This is a genomic window from Aeromicrobium sp. Leaf291, from assembly GCF_001423365.1.
Lineage (GTDB): Bacteria > Actinomycetota > Actinomycetes > Propionibacteriales > Nocardioidaceae > Aeromicrobium.
In genome coordinates this window covers 1429683-1444575 of the sequence record NZ_LMNM01000001.1, presented here as the reverse complement: position 1 = coordinate 1444575, position 14893 = coordinate 1429683, and the positions used below count along the sequence as shown (strand labels likewise).

Genomic DNA, 14893 nt, shown 5'->3' with positions numbered 1-14893 from the left:
GCCAGGGTCGGTGCCGACCGCTCAGAACACCCCGGTGACGGCCTTGTAGAGCTCGTTCGCGCCCACGGCCAGGAACAGCAGGGCGCAGGCGCCCAGCGCCACGTTGCCGGTGACGCCGTTGCGCCACTCCCGGGGCGTGCGGTCGGAGTTCAGCAGCCCGAGGAGCGTGATGGCGAGGAACGGCATGAAGATCGCGCCCAGCACGCCGTACGCCAGGATGATCCCGACCGGCTCGTTGAGGAACAGCAGCGCCATGGGCGGGAACGTGAGCCACAGGACGTAGGCCCTGTAGTACGAGCCGCCCGAGAGCATCCGCGGGTCGTCCTTGGCCAGCCCGCGCGACGTGCCGAGGTAGTCGGCGAACATGAGGCTCACGCCGTTCCACACCCCGATGAGCGACGAGAACGACGACGCCCAGAAGCCGAGCAGGAAGACCTTGCCGAACACCTCGCCGTACCGCTCGTCGAGCACGTCGGAGAGGTCCACCAGGGCCTTGTCGCCCGTGGCGAGGGCGATGTTGGCGCTGTAGAGCAGCTCGGCACCCACGATGAGCATGGCCACGACGAACACCCCGGTCACGGCGTAGGCCACGCCGTTGTCGAGCCGCATGACCCTCATCCAGCCCGAGGACGCCCAGCCCTTCTCCCGCAACCAGTACCCGTAGGCGGCCAACGTGATGGTGCCGCCCACGCCGCCGGCGACGGCGAGCGTGTTGACGAGCGCGCCGTCGGGGATCGTGGGCACCAGGCCGGGGAGCATGTCGGGCAGGTTCGGCGTGGCCAGCACCGCCGCCCCGACCACCGTGACGAACATGATGCCGACGAAGATCGCCATGAGCTTCTCGACGAACCCGTAGCGACCCAGCCACACGACCGCGAACCCGACGAGACCCATGCCGATCGCCCAGACCTTGAGGTCCGGCCCGTCCGGGAACAGCGCCACGAGCGGCAGCGCCGACGACGACATGGCAGTCGCGCCGTACACGAGGCCCCAGATGACGATGTACGGCCCGAAGTACCAGCTCGTCCAGCGGCCGAGCGAGCGCCAGCCCTGGAAGATCGTGCGGCCCGAGGCCAGCACGTAGCGACCGGCCCCCTCCACGAGCGCGATCTTGAAGACGGTCCCGAGCACGACGGCCCAGAGCAGCGCGTAGCCGAACTTCGCGCCGGCCGACAGCGTGGCGACGAGGTCGCCGGCTCCCACGCCGGTGCCTGCGACGACGATGCCGGGCCCGATCAGCTTCCAGCGCGCCGCCGGCTCGAGCCCGGTCCTGCCGGACCCGTCCGAGGCGGGCTGGTCAGGAGTCGGCTGTTCGGTGTTCTCCCCCGAGGTCATCCGGACACCCTAGGAACCCGGTGCGTTGCCCGCCAGTCCGGTCGGACCGCGCAACGGTTCCGCTCCGGGCGGCACTCCCGTACGGTCGCAGCATGTGGTGGTGGATCCTGACCGGCGTGGTCGTGGCGGCGCTCGTGGTCGCCTGGCTCGTGCTGCAGCACCAGACCGACCTGCTCGGACGGTCGCGGCGGCACGAGGAGACCGACCCCGAGGTCGCACGGGCCCTGCGCGAGGTGCGACGGCAGATCGACCAGGGCAAGGGCTTCCCGCACCGCTGACCTGCCCAGGGGTCCACCGGACTGGCAGGCTTGGTGCATGGTGAGCAGATGGTTCGGCCGACCAGGCAGCGGTTGGTACGCGACGACTGGCGACGGGAAGGCCCAGCGCCAGGTCACCGCTGAGGTCGCGATCGTCGGCGGCGGGCACAACGCCCTCGTCGCCGCAACCTACCTGGCCCGTGCCGGGCTCGACGTGCTGCTGCTCGAGCGTCTCGACGACGTGGGCGGCGCGGCGGTCAGCGCGCAGACGTTTCCCGAGCACGACGCCCGCCTGTCGCGGTACTCCTACCTCGTCAGCCTCATGCCGCAGGCGCTCGTCGACGACCTGGGCCTGCGGCTGGAGCTGCGCTCGCGCGACACCGCGTCGTACACGCCGTACGAGCGCGACGGCGAGGCCCGGGGACTGCTGGTCGAGACCGGCGAGGGCGACGCCACGCGTGCCTCGTTCCGCAGGCTGACCGGCTCCGACGACGCCTTCGAGGCGTGGCAGGCGTTCTACGGCGAGGTGGCGGTGCTGGCCGACGCCGTGGCCCCGACCGTCCTGCGGCCCCTCCCCCGGCGCGCCGACCTCGGTCCGGTCGTCGACGAGCAGGTCTGGACCGACGTCGTCGAGCAGCCGCTCGGGGTCGCGCTCGAACGGCGCTTCGACGACGACCTCGTGCGCGGCGTCGTGGGCACCGACGGTCTCATCGGCACGTTCGCGTCGCTGCACGACCCGTCGCTCGCGCAGAACCGCTGCTTCCTCTACCACCTGGTGGGCAACGGCACGGGTGAGTGGCGGGTGCCCGTCGGCGGCATGGGTGCCGTCACAGGAGAGCTCGAGCGGGCGGCCCGGGCCGCCGGGGTCCGGTTCATGACCGGCGCGGAGGTGGACGCCGTGACGCCGTGGGGCCCTGACCCCTCCGTCGGTGACGAGGACCACTGGGTGGCGGTCGAGGGCGACGACGGCGACGGCGCCTTCCTCGTCAGGGCCGGCTGGGTCCTCAGCGGCATTGCACCGTCGGCACTCCACGACCTCGTGCCCCAGCCTGACGACGAACCCCCTCGGCACCATCCCTCGGGCTCGCAGCTCAAGATCAACCTGCTCGTGTCCCGCCTCCCCCGACTGCGCTCGGGTGACGACCCGCGGATCGCGTTCGCGGGGACCTTCCACGTCGACGAGGCCATGAGCCAGGTGGAGGCGCTGCACGTCGCGGCGTCGCACGGCGAGCAGCCGTTCGCGTCCGGCGAGCTCTACTGCCACACGCTCACCGACCGTTCGATCCTCGGCCCCGAGCTCGCCGCGTCCGAGGCCCAGACGCTGACGTACTTCGGGCTGCACACGCCCTACGAGAACCTGCTCGACGACGGCGCGGCCGAGCGCGAGTACCGCCGGTTCCTGACAGCGATCGACGCCCACCTGGCCGAGCCGCTGGAGCCGCTGGTCCTGGGCGTCGAGGTGAAGACCCCGGCCGACGTCGAGGCCGCGCTCGCGATGCCGGGCGGGCACATCTTCCACGGCGACCTCGCCTGGCCGTGGCTCGAGGACGACGAGCCGGCGGACTCCCCGGCGCAGCGGTGGGGCGTGGCGACGGCGCACGACCGGGTGCTGCTGTGCGGCAGCGGCGCACGACGAGGCGGCGCGGTCAGCGGCATCGGAGGCCACAACGCCGCCCACGCGCTGCTCGAGATGCTGGGCCGTCGCCCCTGATTTCGTCACGCCGAGGACGGCTGGTAATGTACTTCCTCGCGCGCACCTCTAGCTCAATTGGCAGAGCAATTGACTCTTAATCAATGGGTTCTCGGTTCGAGTCCGAGGGGGTGTACCACCGACGTGGCTCCGAGCATCGCTCGGAGCCACGTCGCTCTTCCCCGGTCTCGCCGGCCGCAGCGGCGCGGGAACCGACACCACCTCCCGGACGTTGTGCCCGGCAGGAGGTTCCACCATGAAGTGCCCCACTGACGGTGCCACGTTGACCATGAGCGAGCGGTCCGGCGTCGAGATCGACTACTGCCCCGAGTGCCGAGGCGTGTGGCTCGACCGCGGCGAGCTCGACAAGATCCTCGATCGCGTCGCCACCGACATCGCCCCCGCTCCCGCTCCCCCGACGGCGCCCCGTGTCGCGCACCGCGACGACGACCGCACGTTCGGCTACGAGCGCCCAGACGACCGGTACCGGGACGACAAGTATCGGGGCGACCGGTACCGCAAGCCTAAGAAGAAGGAGCACTGGCTCATGGAGATCCTCGGCTGACCGACGCCGCGGAACAGTCGCGTCGGGCTCGGCGTTGACACCTCCATGAAGATCCTGCTGACCGGGGGAACCGGGTTCATCGGCGGCGCCGTGCTGCGCCGCCTCGTCGACGACGGCCACGACGTCACGGCCGTGGTGCGCAGCGCCGACTCGGCCGAGACCGTGGCGGCCGCGGGTGCCACGGCGCTCGAGGGCGACCTCACCGACGTCGCATGGCTCTCCGCGACCCTGCGCGAGCACGACGGTGCGGTGCACACCGCCTCGCCGGGGGACGCGACGTCGCCGGCCCTGGACGACGCGGTCGTCGACGCCGTGGTCTCGGCGTTCGGCGGGACGTCCCGACCCTTCGTCCACACCGGCGGGGTCTGGACCTACGGCGACGGCGACGCGATCACCGAGCAGACCCCTCCGGCCCCACCCGCCCTGACGGCCTGGCGACGCGAGCGCGAGCAGCGGCTGCTCGATGCCGACGTTCGCGCCACGGTGGTCGAGCCGGGCGTCGTCCACGCACCGGACCAGGGCATCCCCCAGCTCCTCGTCCACGCCCAGCGCACCGGCGAGGGCGCTCTCGAGCTCGTCGGCAGCGGCGAGCAGCACTGGGCCACGGTGCACGTCGACGACCTCGCCGAGCTCTACGCGCTCGTCCTCACCTCCGGCGAGGGCCACGGACACCTGCTCGGCGTCAGCGGCCACTCCCCCAGCGTGCGCGACCTCGGACTGGCCCTTGCGGACGCGGTGGCGGGCACCACCACCGAGACGGTCCACGAGCGGCTCGGCGAGGCCTTCGGCGACGCCCTCCTGCTCGACCAGCAGGCCGACGGCGCCAAGGCGCGGAGCCTCGGCTGGACGCCGTCACGCCCGACCCTCGTCGACGAGCTGCGGGCCTCGCGCGCCTGACCGGGCGATGACGCGGATGTGGGTGGGCTGGCTGGAGGCCGAGCTGCTGCTCGGCGACGTGCACTCGCTCAAGGCCAAGCGTGGCGTGGTGCGGCCCGTGGTCCACGAGCTGCGACGTGCGCTCGAGGTCTCCGTGGCCGAGGTCGGCCACCTCGACCTCCACCGGCGCGCACTCGTCGGGGTCGCACTCACCTCGGGCGACCGGTCGCACGCCGAGTCCGTGCTCGACCGGGCCGAGCGGATGCTCGCCTCCCGACCCGAGCTCGAGCTGCTCTCGGTGCGCCGACGGCTCGTCCGTCCCGACGACCTCGACTGACGCCTCAGGGCGCCGCGGAGGTGGCGGCCCGACCCGCCCGGTGCTCGAAGATCAGGTGGGTCTCGGTGCCCGCGACCTGCGGCAGGCCGCTCACCTCGTTGACGATGTCGCGCAGGTCCTCGGTGTCCGCGCACCCCACGTGGAGCAGGTAGTCGTAGGAGCCGGACACGTAGAAGGTGTTCAGCACGTAGGCCCGCGACGCCATGACGGGCGCGAAGTCCGGCAGCGACGTGCGCGAGTCGCGCGTCAGGGACACCGCGATCATGGCCTGGATCTCGAGCCCGAGCACCGCCGGGTCGACGTCGGCGTGGACGCCGCGCACCACCCCGCGCTCCACGAGCGACCGCACCCTTCCCAGGCACGTCGACGGCGCGACGCCCACCCGGCGGGCCAGCTCGTTGTTGGGGAGGCGGCCGTCCTGCTGGAGCAGGGCGACCAACCGCCGGTCGACGTCGTCGAGTGGTCGAACATCCTTCGGCACGGCGCCACCTCGCGGGGCTGGGAGTCGGTCAGCACACGGAACGAGGTGCAGTCTACAGAATGATCTTCAGGTTTCTTGCGGTCTTTCGAGTCGAAAGTTCACGATAGGTCCATGCTTATCGGCGTTCCTACGGAGATCAAGAACCACGAGTACCGCGTCGCGATGACGCCGGAGGGCGTCCGCGAACTGGTCGCCCACGGCCACGACGTCGTGGTGCAGGCCGGTGCCGGCCTGGGGTCCTCGATGCCCGACGAGGAGTACCGGGCCGCCGGCGCCTCCGTGCTGGACGACCCCGACGAGGTGTGGGGCACCACCGACATGGTCATGAAGGTCAAGGAGCCCATCGAGCCGGAGTGGCACCGCATGCGGGAGGGCCAGGTGCTGTTCACCTACCTGCACCTCGCCGCCGACCCGGCGTGCACCCGCGCGGTGCTCGACAGCGGCACCACCGCGATCGCCTACGAGACCGTGCAGCGCGCCGACCGCTCCCTCCCGCTCCTCGCGCCCATGTCGGAGGTGGCCGGCCGCCTCGCCACCCAGGTCGGCGCGTACCACCTGATGCGCCAGGACGGCGGGCGCGGCGTGCTCATGGGCGGCGTCCCCGGCACCCTGCCCGCGGCCGTCACCGTCATCGGTGGTGGCGTCTCCGGCGAGCACGCCGCCACCATGGCCGTCGGCCTGGGGGCCGACGTGACGATCCTGGACCTCAGCGTGCCGCGGCTGCGCGAGCTGGACGCACGGTTCGCCGGCCGGGTGCGCACGGTGCACTCCAACGCCGCCGAGATCGAGCGGACGGTCATCTCGTCCGACCTCGTCATCGGCGCCGTGCTGCTGCCGGGAGCGAAGGCTCCCACGTTGGTGAGCAACGACCTGGTCGCGGCCATGCGGCCCGGCTCCGTGCTGGTCGACATCGCGATCGACCAGGGCGGCTGCTTCGAGGACTCGCGCCCCACCACCCACGACGCGCCGACGTTCCGGGTCCACGACTCGGTCTTCTACTGCGTGGCGAACATGCCGGGCTCCGTGCCGCGGACCTCCACGTACGCGCTGACCAACGTCACGATGCCCTACGCCCTGGCGCTCGCCGACCACGGCTGGCAGGCGGCGCTGGCCGCCGACCCCGCCCTGGCCCTCGGGCTGAACGCGCACGCCGGCCGGCTCTACAACCGCCCCGTGGCCGACGCGCTCGACCTCGAGGCGCTGGACGTCGCGCGGGTGCTGGCCGCCTGAGGCCTCAGGCCGCGAGGCGTGCGAGCAGCGCCACCCCGCCGACGGCGGTGGTGACCGCTGCGGCCAGCCACGCGCCACCAAACAGCTCGAGGCTCTCGTGGAACGACCGGGGCGGGCGCGGCTCGCTCGGCGGCGTGTGGTGGGAGTGCTGGTGCGCGGTCGAGGTCATGCCTCGAGCCTGCTCCCGAGCGGCGTCAAGGCTCCAGCGGGCGGGGCGTCAAGATCGCGTCAGGACAGGTCCGAGAGCAGGCGGTAGCCTAGCCCTGGGTCCGTGATCAGCATCCGGGGATGGGCCGGGTCGTCCTCCAGCTTGCGGCGAAGCTGCGCGAGGTACACCCGCAGGTAGTGGGTCTCCCGTTCGTACGACGGGCCCCACACCTCGGTCAGCAGCGTGCTCTGGCGCACGAGCCGCCCCTCCGCGCGAGCCAGCACCTCGAGGATCTTCCACTCGGTCGGGGTCAGGTGGACGGTCTCACTTGCACGCGCAGCCCTGCGGTCCTCGACGTCGAGCTCCAGGTCACCGACCCTCACCACCGGGGCCGGTGTCGGCTGGGCCCGGCGCACCGCGGCACGGACGCGCGCCAGGAGCTCCTCCATCCCGAACGGCTTCGTGACGTAGTCGTCGGCACCGAGGTCGAGCGCCTCGACCTTGTCGTCGGACTCGTGGCGGGCCGAGAGCACGACGACCGGCACCTGCGACGTCTGGCGGATGCGGCGCAGCACCTCCGTCCCGTCCAGGTCGGGCAGGCCGAGGTCGAGCAGCACGACGTCGGGCACCCGTTCGGCGAGGGACTGCAGCGCGGACCTGCCGTCCGCGACGGTCTCGACCTCGTAGCCGCGGGCCCGCATCGCGATGCCGAGGGTGCGCAGGATCGCGGCGTCGTCGTCGACCGCGAGCACGACGGTCACCGGTGCACCTCCGTCTCCACCGTGGCGACGGGCCGGCTCAGCGCGCACCCCGACGCCGGTGCACGTCGAGCGCCACCAGGGAGGCGGAGGCCAGCGCAGCGGCCAGGGCGGTCGGGCGTGGCACCGCCCGGGTGGACCAGGCGTGCCAGAAGACCGCCTGGTCGAGGGCCTGCAACGGCCCGAACGCGGCGAGCCCGTCGGGGTGACCGGTGAGCGCCCTCACGCAGAGGTACACGTTGCGCGCCCCGAACAGGCGCCACCCGACCGAGCCCGCCCCCGTCAGCTGGTCGGACGGGATGCCGAAGACCCGCTGCAGCACCGTGGGCGCGAGCAGCGCCGACAGCCCGACCGAGCCACCGATCGCCAGCATCGCCTTCTCGGTGCGGTCGAGGTCCACGTCGGTCGGCATGCGCCCAGTATGGACGGGTCACGCGACTCACGAGGCCGCCCTCGGAAGCTCGACGACGAGCGTGAGGCCACCACCGGGGGTGTCCTCGGCCGTGAGGGTGCCGGCCATGGCCTCGGTGAGGCCCCGCGCGACGGCGAGGCCGAGCCCGACGCCGGAGCCGCGGGGCACGTCGCCGAGACGCTGGAACGGCGCGAACATCTCGTCGCGACGTTGCTCGGGCACGCCGGGACCACGGTCCACGACGCGCACCACCACCCGACCGCCGACCGCGGTGGCGTCGACCCGCACCGTCGCCCCGTCCGCGTGCTTGAGCGCGTTCTCGACGATGTTGGCCAGCACACGCTCCAGCAGGGCGGCGTCGGCCCGCGCCTCCGGGAGGTCGTCGGGGACGTCCACCTCGACCCCGGCACCGGTCACGACCCGCTGCACGACCGCGCCGACGTCGACCGGGTCGGTGCGGGCCACCACGGCACCGGTCTGGAGCCGACTCATGTCGAGCAGGTCGACGACGAGGGCGTCGAGGCGGTCCGCGCCGTCCTCGATCGTCTCCAGGAGGTCCGCCCGGTCCTGGTCGGACCAGGGGACGCCGGGGTCGCGCAGGCTGCTCACCGCCGCCTTGACGGCGGCCAGAGGCGTGCGCAGGTCGTGCGAGACCGCCGCCAGCAGCGCCGTCCTGGTCCGCTCCCCCTCGGCCAGCACCCGTTGCTCGGCCTTCACGGCCGAGGCCGCGCGACGCTCCAGCAGCACGGTGACGTGGGCGACGACGGCGGCCAGCAGGGCGTCGTCACCGCCCGGCGCGCCGTCCCCGACGAGGACCAGCTCGTGGTCGGTCCCCACCGGGACCACCGTCTCCGTGCCGACGAGCTCGCCGTGGCGCCCCAGGACCGTGCCGTCGACCGAGCGCAGGACCACGCCGTCGACGTCGACCAGCTCGACCGTCGTGCGCAGCAGCCGGTCCAGGTCCTGGCCCGCATGGACGAGCTGGTGGGCCAGGACGCTCAACGTGGCGGCCTCCTCACGGGCTCGCCTCGCCAGCAGCGCGAGCCGCGCCGCCCGGTCGACGACGAGGGCCACCGAGATGCCGACGAGGACGAAGAGCACCACGGCGACCGCGTTCTCGCCCGTGGCGATCCGCAGCGTCCGAACGGGAGGCGTGAAGAAGTAGTTCAGCACCCCGCCGCTGACGAGCGACGCGGCCACGGCCGGACGCAGCCCGCCGAGCAGCGCCGTGCCTACGACGAGCACCATGAAGAGCATGGCCTCCGTGGGCAGGCCGTGCAGCTCGGGCGTGGCGAGGAGCAGCGCCGCCAGGGCGAACGGCCCGAGCACACCGACGACGAACCCGGCGAGCGTGCGCCGGTGCCCCAGGGCCGACTGCTCGCGCACCCGCGCCTCACGGCGGCGCGCCTCGTCGTGCGTGACGATGTGCACGTCGATGTCGCCGGACTCGGTCACGATCGTCTCCCCGATGCCCGGCCGCAGCAGGGTGGAGAGGCGACCGCGACGACTCGCGCCGATCAGCACCTGGGTGGCGTTGCGACCGCGGGCGAAGTCGAGGATCGCAGTCGCGGCGTCGTCGCCGACCGCGGTGTGGAAGGACCCACCGAGGTCCTGCACCGTCCGTCGCAGCTCCTCCAGCCGGGCCGGTCCGGTCTGGCGCAGCCCGTCGCCTCGCGAGACGTACAGCGCCGACCACGGCGCACCGCCCTCGGCCGCGGTCCCTCTCGACGCGATGCGCGCGGCGCGGCGCAGGAGCGACTCCGACTCCGGCCCGCCCGTGACGCCGACGACGATCCGCTCGCGCGTGGCCCAGGTCGCGTCGATCTCGTGCCGCTCCCGGTAGCGCTCCAACCCCTCGTCGACCCGCTCCGCGAGCCACAGCAGCGCCAGCTCGCGCAGCGCTGCCAGGTTCCCCTCGCGGAAGAACTGCGACAGGGCCGCGTCCACGCGGTCGGCGGGGTACACGTTGCCGTGCGCGAGTCGGCGTCGCAGGGCCGAGGGGCTCATGTCGACCAGCTCGATGGCCTCGGCCGCGCGGACGAAGGAGTCGGGCACGGTCTCGCGCTGCCGGACACCGGTGATCGCCTCGGTGACGTCGTTGAGCGACTCCAGGTGCTGCACGTTCACCGTGGTGACGACGTCGATGCCGGCCTCGAGCAGCTCCTCGACGTCCTGCCAGCGCTTGGCGCTCCGGGAGCCGGGCGCATTGGTGTGGGCGAGCTCGTCGACCAGGCACACCTGCGGCGCGCGGGCGAGCACGGCGTCGACGTCGAGCTCGGTGAGGGTGGTCCGACCGTGCTCGACGCTGCGTCGCGGCACGACCTCGAGGTCGCCCAGCTGCTCCGCCGTGCGCAGTCGGCCGTGCGTCTCGACGACGCCGACGACCACGTCGGTGCCTCGCGCCGCACGCCGCGCACCCTCGTCGAGCATCGCGTAGGTCTTCCCGACTCCGGGCGCAGCGCCGAGGTAGACGCGCAGGCAGCCGCGTCCCGGCTCGCTCGACCCGCTGCTGCGCACGGACTCAGTCTGCACCCGGCAGGCTCGCGTTCAGCTCGAGGACGTTCACGGTGGGCTCCCCGAGGTAGCCGAGGACCCTCCCCGACGTCGCCTCCTCGACCAGCCGGCGCACCTGGTCGACGGGCAGGCCCCGCTCGCGCGCCACCCGCGCCACCTGCAGGTCCGCGTACGCGGGACTGACGTGCGGGTCCAGGCCCGAGCCGGAGGCCGTGACCGCGTCGGGCGGCACGGCAGCGGGCTCGACGCCCTCCTCGGCCGCCACGGCGGCACGACGCTCCTCGATGGCGGCGACGAGGTCGGGGTTCGAGGGGCCGAGGTTGGACGGGGCCGACGCGAGGCCGTCGTAGGAGCCGGCCGACGGTCGTGGGTGGAACCACGTGGGTCCCTCGAAGGTCTGACCCAGCAGCCGGGAGCCGACGACCTGGCCGTCGACGCGCAGCAGGCTGCCGTCGGCGCGGTCGGGGACGGCGCGACCGACCGCCCACACCGCGGCCGGGTAGAGCACGCCGAGAAGGACCGTGAGCACGAGGAGCACCCGTGCGGCGGCGAAGGACTGACGAAGGAGGTCGCGAAGCACGACGATCACCCGATTCCTGGGATCTGAGAGACGAGCAGGTCGATGAGCTTGATGCCGACGAAGGGGACGACGACGCCGCCGAGGCCGAACACCAGCAGGTTGCGGCGCAGCACGCTCGCGGCGTCGGCCGCGCGGCTGCGCACCCCCTTCAGGGCGATGGGGATGAGGGCGACGATCACCAGTGCGTTGAACACGACGGCCGAGAGGATCGCCGACTCCGGCGTGGCCAGCCGCATCACGTTGAGCGTGTCGAGCGACGGGTAGGCCGCCACGAACATGGCCGGCACGATCGCGAAGTACTTCGCGAGGTCGTTGGCGATCGAGAACGTCGTGAGCGCACCGCGGGTGATGAGCAGCTGCTTGCCGATGCGCACGACGTCGATGAGCTTCGTGGGATCGGAGTCGAGGTCGACCATGTTGCCGGCCTCCTTGGCCGCCGACGTCCCCGACGCCATCGCCACGCCGACGTCGGCCGCGGCCAGGGCCGGCGCGTCGTTGGTGCCGTCACCGGTCATGGCCACCAGACGCCCGCCGGCCTGCTCCTCGCGGATGAGGCGCATCTTGTCCTCGGGCGTCGCCTCGGCCAGCACGTCGTCGACGCCTGCCTCCGCGGCGATCGCCCGGGCGGTGAGGGCGTTGTCGCCCGTCACCATGACCGTCCGGATCCCCATGCGTCGCAGCTCCGCGAACCGCTCGACCATGCCCTCCTTGACCACGTCCTTGAGGTGCACGACGCCGAGGGCCCGGGCCGGCCCGGCGTCGCCCTGCCGCTCGGCCACGACGAGAGGCGTGCCGCCGGAGCGGGAGATCTCGTCGATCGCCTCGGTCACGGTCGGCGACAGCGGCGTCTCGACCCACGCGGTCACCGCGCTGCCCGCTCCCTTGCGCAACGAGCGGCCGTCGGGCAGGTCCACACCGGACATGCGCGTCTGCGCCGTGAACTCGACGGCCTCGGCGCCGCTCGGCAGGGATGCACCCGTGCCGCTGCCGCCGGTCTCGGCGACCGCCAGGTCGACGATGGACCGGCCCTCGGGCGTCAGGTCGGCCAGCGAGGCCACCCGCGCCGCCTCGGTCAGCTCGGCGAGGGTCACGCCCTCGGCCGGCACGAACCTCGACGCTCGGCGGTTGCCGTAGGTGATGGTGCCGGTCTTGTCGAGCAGCAGGGTGCTGACGTCTCCTGCGGCCTCCACCGCGCGGCCGGACATCGCGAGCACGTTCACCCGCACCAGCCGGTCCATGCCGGCGATCCCGATCGCGGACAGCAGCGCCCCGATGGTGGTCGGGATGAGGCAGACCAGCAGCGCGACGAGGACGACGGTCGGCTGGGGCGCTCCGGCGTAGTCGGCCATCGGCGCGATGGTCACGACGGCGAGCAGGAAGATGATGGTCAGGCTGACGAGCAGGATCGACAAGGCGATCTCGTTGGGGGTCCTGCGCCGCTCGGCTCCCTCCACGAGCGAGATCATGCGGTCGAGGAAGGTCTCCCCCGGCGCAGCCGTGACGCGCACGACGATCTCGTCGGAGAGCACGCGCGTGCCGCCGGTGACGGCCGAGCGGTCGCCGCCTGCCTCGCGGACGACGGGGGCGGACTCCCCGGTGATGGCGGACTCGTCGACGGTGGCGACTCCCTCGACGACGTCGCCGTCGCCCGGGATCACCTCGCCGGCGGCCACGCGGACCCGGTCGCCGACCCGCAGCTCGGTCCCGGCCACCACCTGCTCGACGCCGTCGGCGTCGATCCGCCGGGCGGTCACGTCGGTGCGGGCAGCACGCAGCGAATCCGCCTGCGCCTTGCCGCGGCCCTCCGCGACGGCCTCGGCGAGGTTGCCGAAGACGACCGTCAGCCACAGCCAGACGGCGATGGCGAGGGTGAACACGCTCGGGTCGACCACCGCCGCGACCGTCGTGACGAGCGAGCCGATCCAGACGACGAACATGACCGGGCTGCGCCACAGGTGGCGCGGGTCGAGCTTGCGCAGCGCGGCCGGCAGCTGCGCGAGAAGCTGCCGCGACAGCGGGGTGGTGGCCGAGGTGCGGGTCATCGGGAGGCTCCTGTCAGGGCCTCGGCCACCGGGCCGAGGGCGAGGGTCGGGAAGAACGTGAGCGCGGAGACGAGGAGCACGACGCCCACGACCAGCCCCCCGAACAGCGGGGTGTCGGTGGGCAGCGTGCCCGCCGTGGTCGGCACGCGTCGCTGGCGTGCCAGCGATCCCGCGAGCAGCACCACGAGCACGATCGGCACGAACCGGCCGAGAAGCATGGCCGCCGCGAGCGTCAGCTGGAAGAACGTCGACGTCACCGTGAGGCCGCCGAACGCGCTGCCGTTGTTGTTGGCCGCCGAGGTGAACGCGTAGACCACCTCGGAGAAGCCGTGACCGCCTGGGTTGCCCATCGCCGCCACGCTGGACGGCAGGGCGATGGCCGTGCCGACGCCCACGAGCACCAGGGCGGGCGAGGCGAGCGTGTAGAGCGCCACGAAGGTCATCTCCTTCGTGCCGATCTTCTTGCCGAGCAGCTCGGGGGTCCGGCCCACCATCAGTCCGGCGACGAAGACCGCCAGGATCGCGGCCACGAGGATGCCGTAGAGCCCGGCGCCCACGCCGCCGGGCGACACCTCGCCCAGCATCATGTTCGTCAGCACCGCGCCGCCACCGAGGGGCGAGAACGAGTCGTGGGCCGCGTTGACGGCACCGGTCGACGTGCCCGTGGTCGAGACGGCGAACAGGGCCGAGGCCCACTCCCCGAACCGGGTCTCCTTGCCCTCCATCGCCGCCCCGGCGGCCGTGGCGGCCTGGCCCTGCCCACCGACCTCGGCCCACGTCGTCACGGCCAGGGAACCGGCCCACAGGACGCTCATGACCCCGAGGAGGACGAGGCCCTGGCGCCGGCGACCGGTCAGCGTCCCGAAGGTGCGGGTGAGGCAGACGGGCACGACCAGCAGCAGGAAGATCTCGAGCAGGTTCGTGAGCGCGGTCGGGTTCTCGAACGGGTGGGCCGAGTTGGCGTTGAAGAAGCCGCCACCGTTGGTGCCGAGCTCCTTGATCGCCTCCTGGCTCGCCACGAGGCCGCCGGGGACCACCTGGGTGCCGCCGGCGAGGGTGCGGACCGTGACGTCGCCGAGGTTCTGCACGACACCCGCCAGCAGCAGGAGGACCGCGGCCACCGCGGAGAGCGGCAGCAGGATCCGCACGACCCCACGGACGAGGTCGACCCAGAAGCTGCCGAGCGTGGTCGTCTCGGTCCGCACGAGACCCCTCACGAGCGCCACGGCCACCGCGAGGCCGACCGCGGCGGACACGAAGTTCTGCACCGTCAGCCCGAGCGCCTGCGCGCTGAACCCGAGGGTGGACTCCCCCGCGTAGGACTGCCAGTTGGTGTTCGTCACGAACGAGACCGCCGTGTTGACGGCCATGTCCCACGGCATGCCGGGCAGACCGCGGCTCCACGGGAGGGCCGACTGGCCGACCAGGATGGCGAGGAGCAGCGCGAGGCTCACGGCGGAGAACGCGAGCACGCTCAGCGCGTAGCCGCGTGCGCTCTGCTCGGCGTCGGGGTCGATGCCGCCGACGCGGTAGACGGCTCGCTCGACGCGCAGGTGACGGCTGGAGGTGAAGACACGGGCCATGTGGTCGCCCAGCGGGACGTAGACCACGGCGAGGAGCGCGAGCAGCGTCGCGATCGTCAGGAGGCCGGAGACGGTGTCGGACATG

At 72.7% G+C, this 14893-nt stretch carries 15 protein-coding genes and 1 tRNA gene; 7 read left to right on the top strand and 9 right to left on the bottom strand.

Annotation, left to right across the window (positions count from 1 at the left end):
• Positions 1–21: 21 nt before the first annotated feature.
• Positions 22–1335, bottom strand: a complete 1314-nt coding sequence (locus ASF35_RS07230) for an Nramp family divalent metal transporter (protein ID WP_055964857.1) — start codon at positions 1333–1335, stop codon at positions 22–24.
• 92 nt (positions 1336–1427) lie between these two features.
• Between ASF35_RS07230 and ASF35_RS07225 the strand changes: the two genes are divergently transcribed.
• The 6 genes from ASF35_RS07225 (at position 1428) to ASF35_RS07200 (ending at position 5060) form a co-directional block, all read left to right on the top strand.
• Complete coding sequence (locus ASF35_RS07225) at positions 1428–1613, top strand: hypothetical protein (protein ID WP_055964854.1); 186 nt, start codon at positions 1428–1430, stop codon at positions 1611–1613.
• Positions 1614–1650: 37 nt separating this feature from the next.
• Entirely contained in the window at positions 1651–3303 is a 1653-nt protein-coding gene (locus ASF35_RS07220) for an NAD(P)/FAD-dependent oxidoreductase (protein ID WP_082495396.1), read from the top strand.
• Between the two features lie 42 nt (positions 3304–3345).
• A tRNA-Lys gene (locus ASF35_RS07215) sits at positions 3346–3421 on the top strand.
• Positions 3422–3538: 117 nt separating this feature from the next.
• Positions 3539–3847, top strand: a complete 309-nt coding sequence (locus tag ASF35_RS07210) for a zf-TFIIB domain-containing protein (protein ID WP_055964851.1) — start codon at positions 3539–3541, stop codon at positions 3845–3847.
• Between the two features lie 45 nt (positions 3848–3892).
• Entirely contained in the window at positions 3893–4744 is an 852-nt protein-coding gene (locus ASF35_RS07205) for an NAD-dependent epimerase/dehydratase family protein (RefSeq protein WP_055964849.1), read from the top strand.
• A 7-nt stretch (positions 4745–4751) separates the two neighbouring features.
• A complete protein-coding gene (locus ASF35_RS07200) occupies positions 4752–5060 on the top strand; it encodes a DUF503 domain-containing protein (protein WP_235497644.1) in 309 nt (102 codons plus the stop codon).
• 4 nt (positions 5061–5064) lie between these two features.
• On the opposite strand, the gene ASF35_RS07195 is transcribed toward ASF35_RS07200, so the two are convergent.
• On the bottom strand, positions 5065–5541 hold the full coding sequence (locus tag ASF35_RS07195) for an Lrp/AsnC family transcriptional regulator (protein WP_056580318.1): 477 nt from the start codon (positions 5539–5541) through the stop codon (positions 5065–5067).
• A gap of 111 nt (positions 5542–5652) precedes the next feature.
• Between ASF35_RS07195 and ald the strand changes: the two genes are divergently transcribed.
• Positions 5653–6771, top strand: coding sequence for an alanine dehydrogenase (gene ald, locus ASF35_RS07190; protein ID WP_055964846.1), 1119 nt, complete (start codon positions 5653–5655; stop codon positions 6769–6771).
• 4 nt (positions 6772–6775) lie between these two features.
• Here ald and ASF35_RS18000 read toward each other — a convergent pair whose 3' ends face one another.
• From ASF35_RS18000 to kdpA, 7 genes are read right to left on the bottom strand one after another with little or no spacing between them, the layout of a single operon-like run.
• Positions 6776–6940: a hypothetical protein gene (locus tag ASF35_RS18000; protein ID WP_156366896.1), complete on the bottom strand. Its 165-nt coding sequence runs from the start codon at positions 6938–6940 to the stop codon at positions 6776–6778.
• 59 nt (positions 6941–6999) lie between these two features.
• The gene (locus ASF35_RS07185; protein WP_055964843.1) at positions 7000–7680 is read right to left on the bottom strand and encodes a response regulator; all 681 of its coding nucleotides are present in this window, start codon (positions 7678–7680) and stop codon (positions 7000–7002) included.
• Positions 7681–7717: 37 nt separating this feature from the next.
• On the bottom strand, positions 7718–8089 hold the full coding sequence (locus ASF35_RS07180) for a hypothetical protein (RefSeq protein WP_055964841.1): 372 nt from the start codon (positions 8087–8089) through the stop codon (positions 7718–7720).
• A gap of 27 nt (positions 8090–8116) precedes the next feature.
• Positions 8117–10606 carry an ATP-binding protein gene (locus tag ASF35_RS07175; RefSeq protein WP_235499119.1) on the bottom strand — a complete coding sequence of 830 codons (2490 nt, stop codon included), beginning with the start codon at positions 10604–10606 and terminating at the stop codon, positions 8117–8119.
• Between the two features lie 4 nt (positions 10607–10610).
• Complete coding sequence (gene kdpC, locus ASF35_RS07170; protein WP_055966314.1) at positions 10611–11189, bottom strand: potassium-transporting ATPase subunit KdpC; 579 nt, start codon at positions 11187–11189, stop codon at positions 10611–10613.
• Positions 11189–13225 (bottom strand): potassium-transporting ATPase subunit KdpB, encoded by a 2037-nt coding sequence (gene kdpB / locus ASF35_RS07165; RefSeq protein ID WP_055964837.1) that lies wholly within the window; start codon positions 13223–13225, stop codon positions 11189–11191. Before kdpB ends, kdpC begins: the two co-directional genes overlap by 1 nt.
• A complete protein-coding gene (gene kdpA / locus ASF35_RS07160; protein ID WP_055964835.1) occupies positions 13222–14892 on the bottom strand; it encodes a potassium-transporting ATPase subunit KdpA in 1671 nt (556 codons plus the stop codon). The genes kdpB and kdpA overlap by 4 nt, the downstream gene beginning before the upstream one ends.
• Between the last annotated feature and the right edge of the window lies 1 nt (position 14893).

Bases quoted from the DNA above. Each gene is read 5' to 3' on its own strand.
- ASF35_RS07230 (WP_055964857.1), bottom strand. From the start codon at position 1,335: ATGACCTCGGGGGAGAACACCGAACAGCCGACTCCTGACCAGCCCGCC.
- ASF35_RS07225 (WP_055964854.1), top strand. From the start codon at position 1,428: ATGTGGTGGTGGATCCTGACCGGCGTGGTCGTGGCGGCGCTCGTGGTC.
- ASF35_RS07220 (WP_082495396.1), top strand. From the start codon at position 1,651: ATGGTGAGCAGATGGTTCGGCCGACCAGGCAGCGGTTGGTACGCGACG.
- ASF35_RS07210 (WP_055964851.1), top strand. From the start codon at position 3,539: ATGAAGTGCCCCACTGACGGTGCCACGTTGACCATGAGCGAGCGGTCC.
- ASF35_RS07205 (WP_055964849.1), top strand. From the start codon at position 3,893: ATGAAGATCCTGCTGACCGGGGGAACCGGGTTCATCGGCGGCGCCGTG.
- ASF35_RS07200 (WP_235497644.1), top strand. From the start codon at position 4,752: ATGACGCGGATGTGGGTGGGCTGGCTGGAGGCCGAGCTGCTGCTCGGC.
- ald (WP_055964846.1), top strand. From the start codon at position 5,653: ATGCTTATCGGCGTTCCTACGGAGATCAAGAACCACGAGTACCGCGTC.
- ASF35_RS18000 (WP_156366896.1), bottom strand. From the start codon at position 6,940: ATGACCTCGACCGCGCACCAGCACTCCCACCACACGCCGCCGAGCGAG.
- ASF35_RS07180 (WP_055964841.1), bottom strand. From the start codon at position 8,089: ATGCCGACCGACGTGGACCTCGACCGCACCGAGAAGGCGATGCTGGCG.
- kdpB (WP_055964837.1), bottom strand. From the start codon at position 13,225: ATGACCCGCACCTCGGCCACCACCCCGCTGTCGCGGCAGCTTCTCGCG.
- kdpA (WP_055964835.1), bottom strand. From the start codon at position 14,892: ATGTCCGACACCGTCTCCGGCCTCCTGACGATCGCGACGCTGCTCGCG.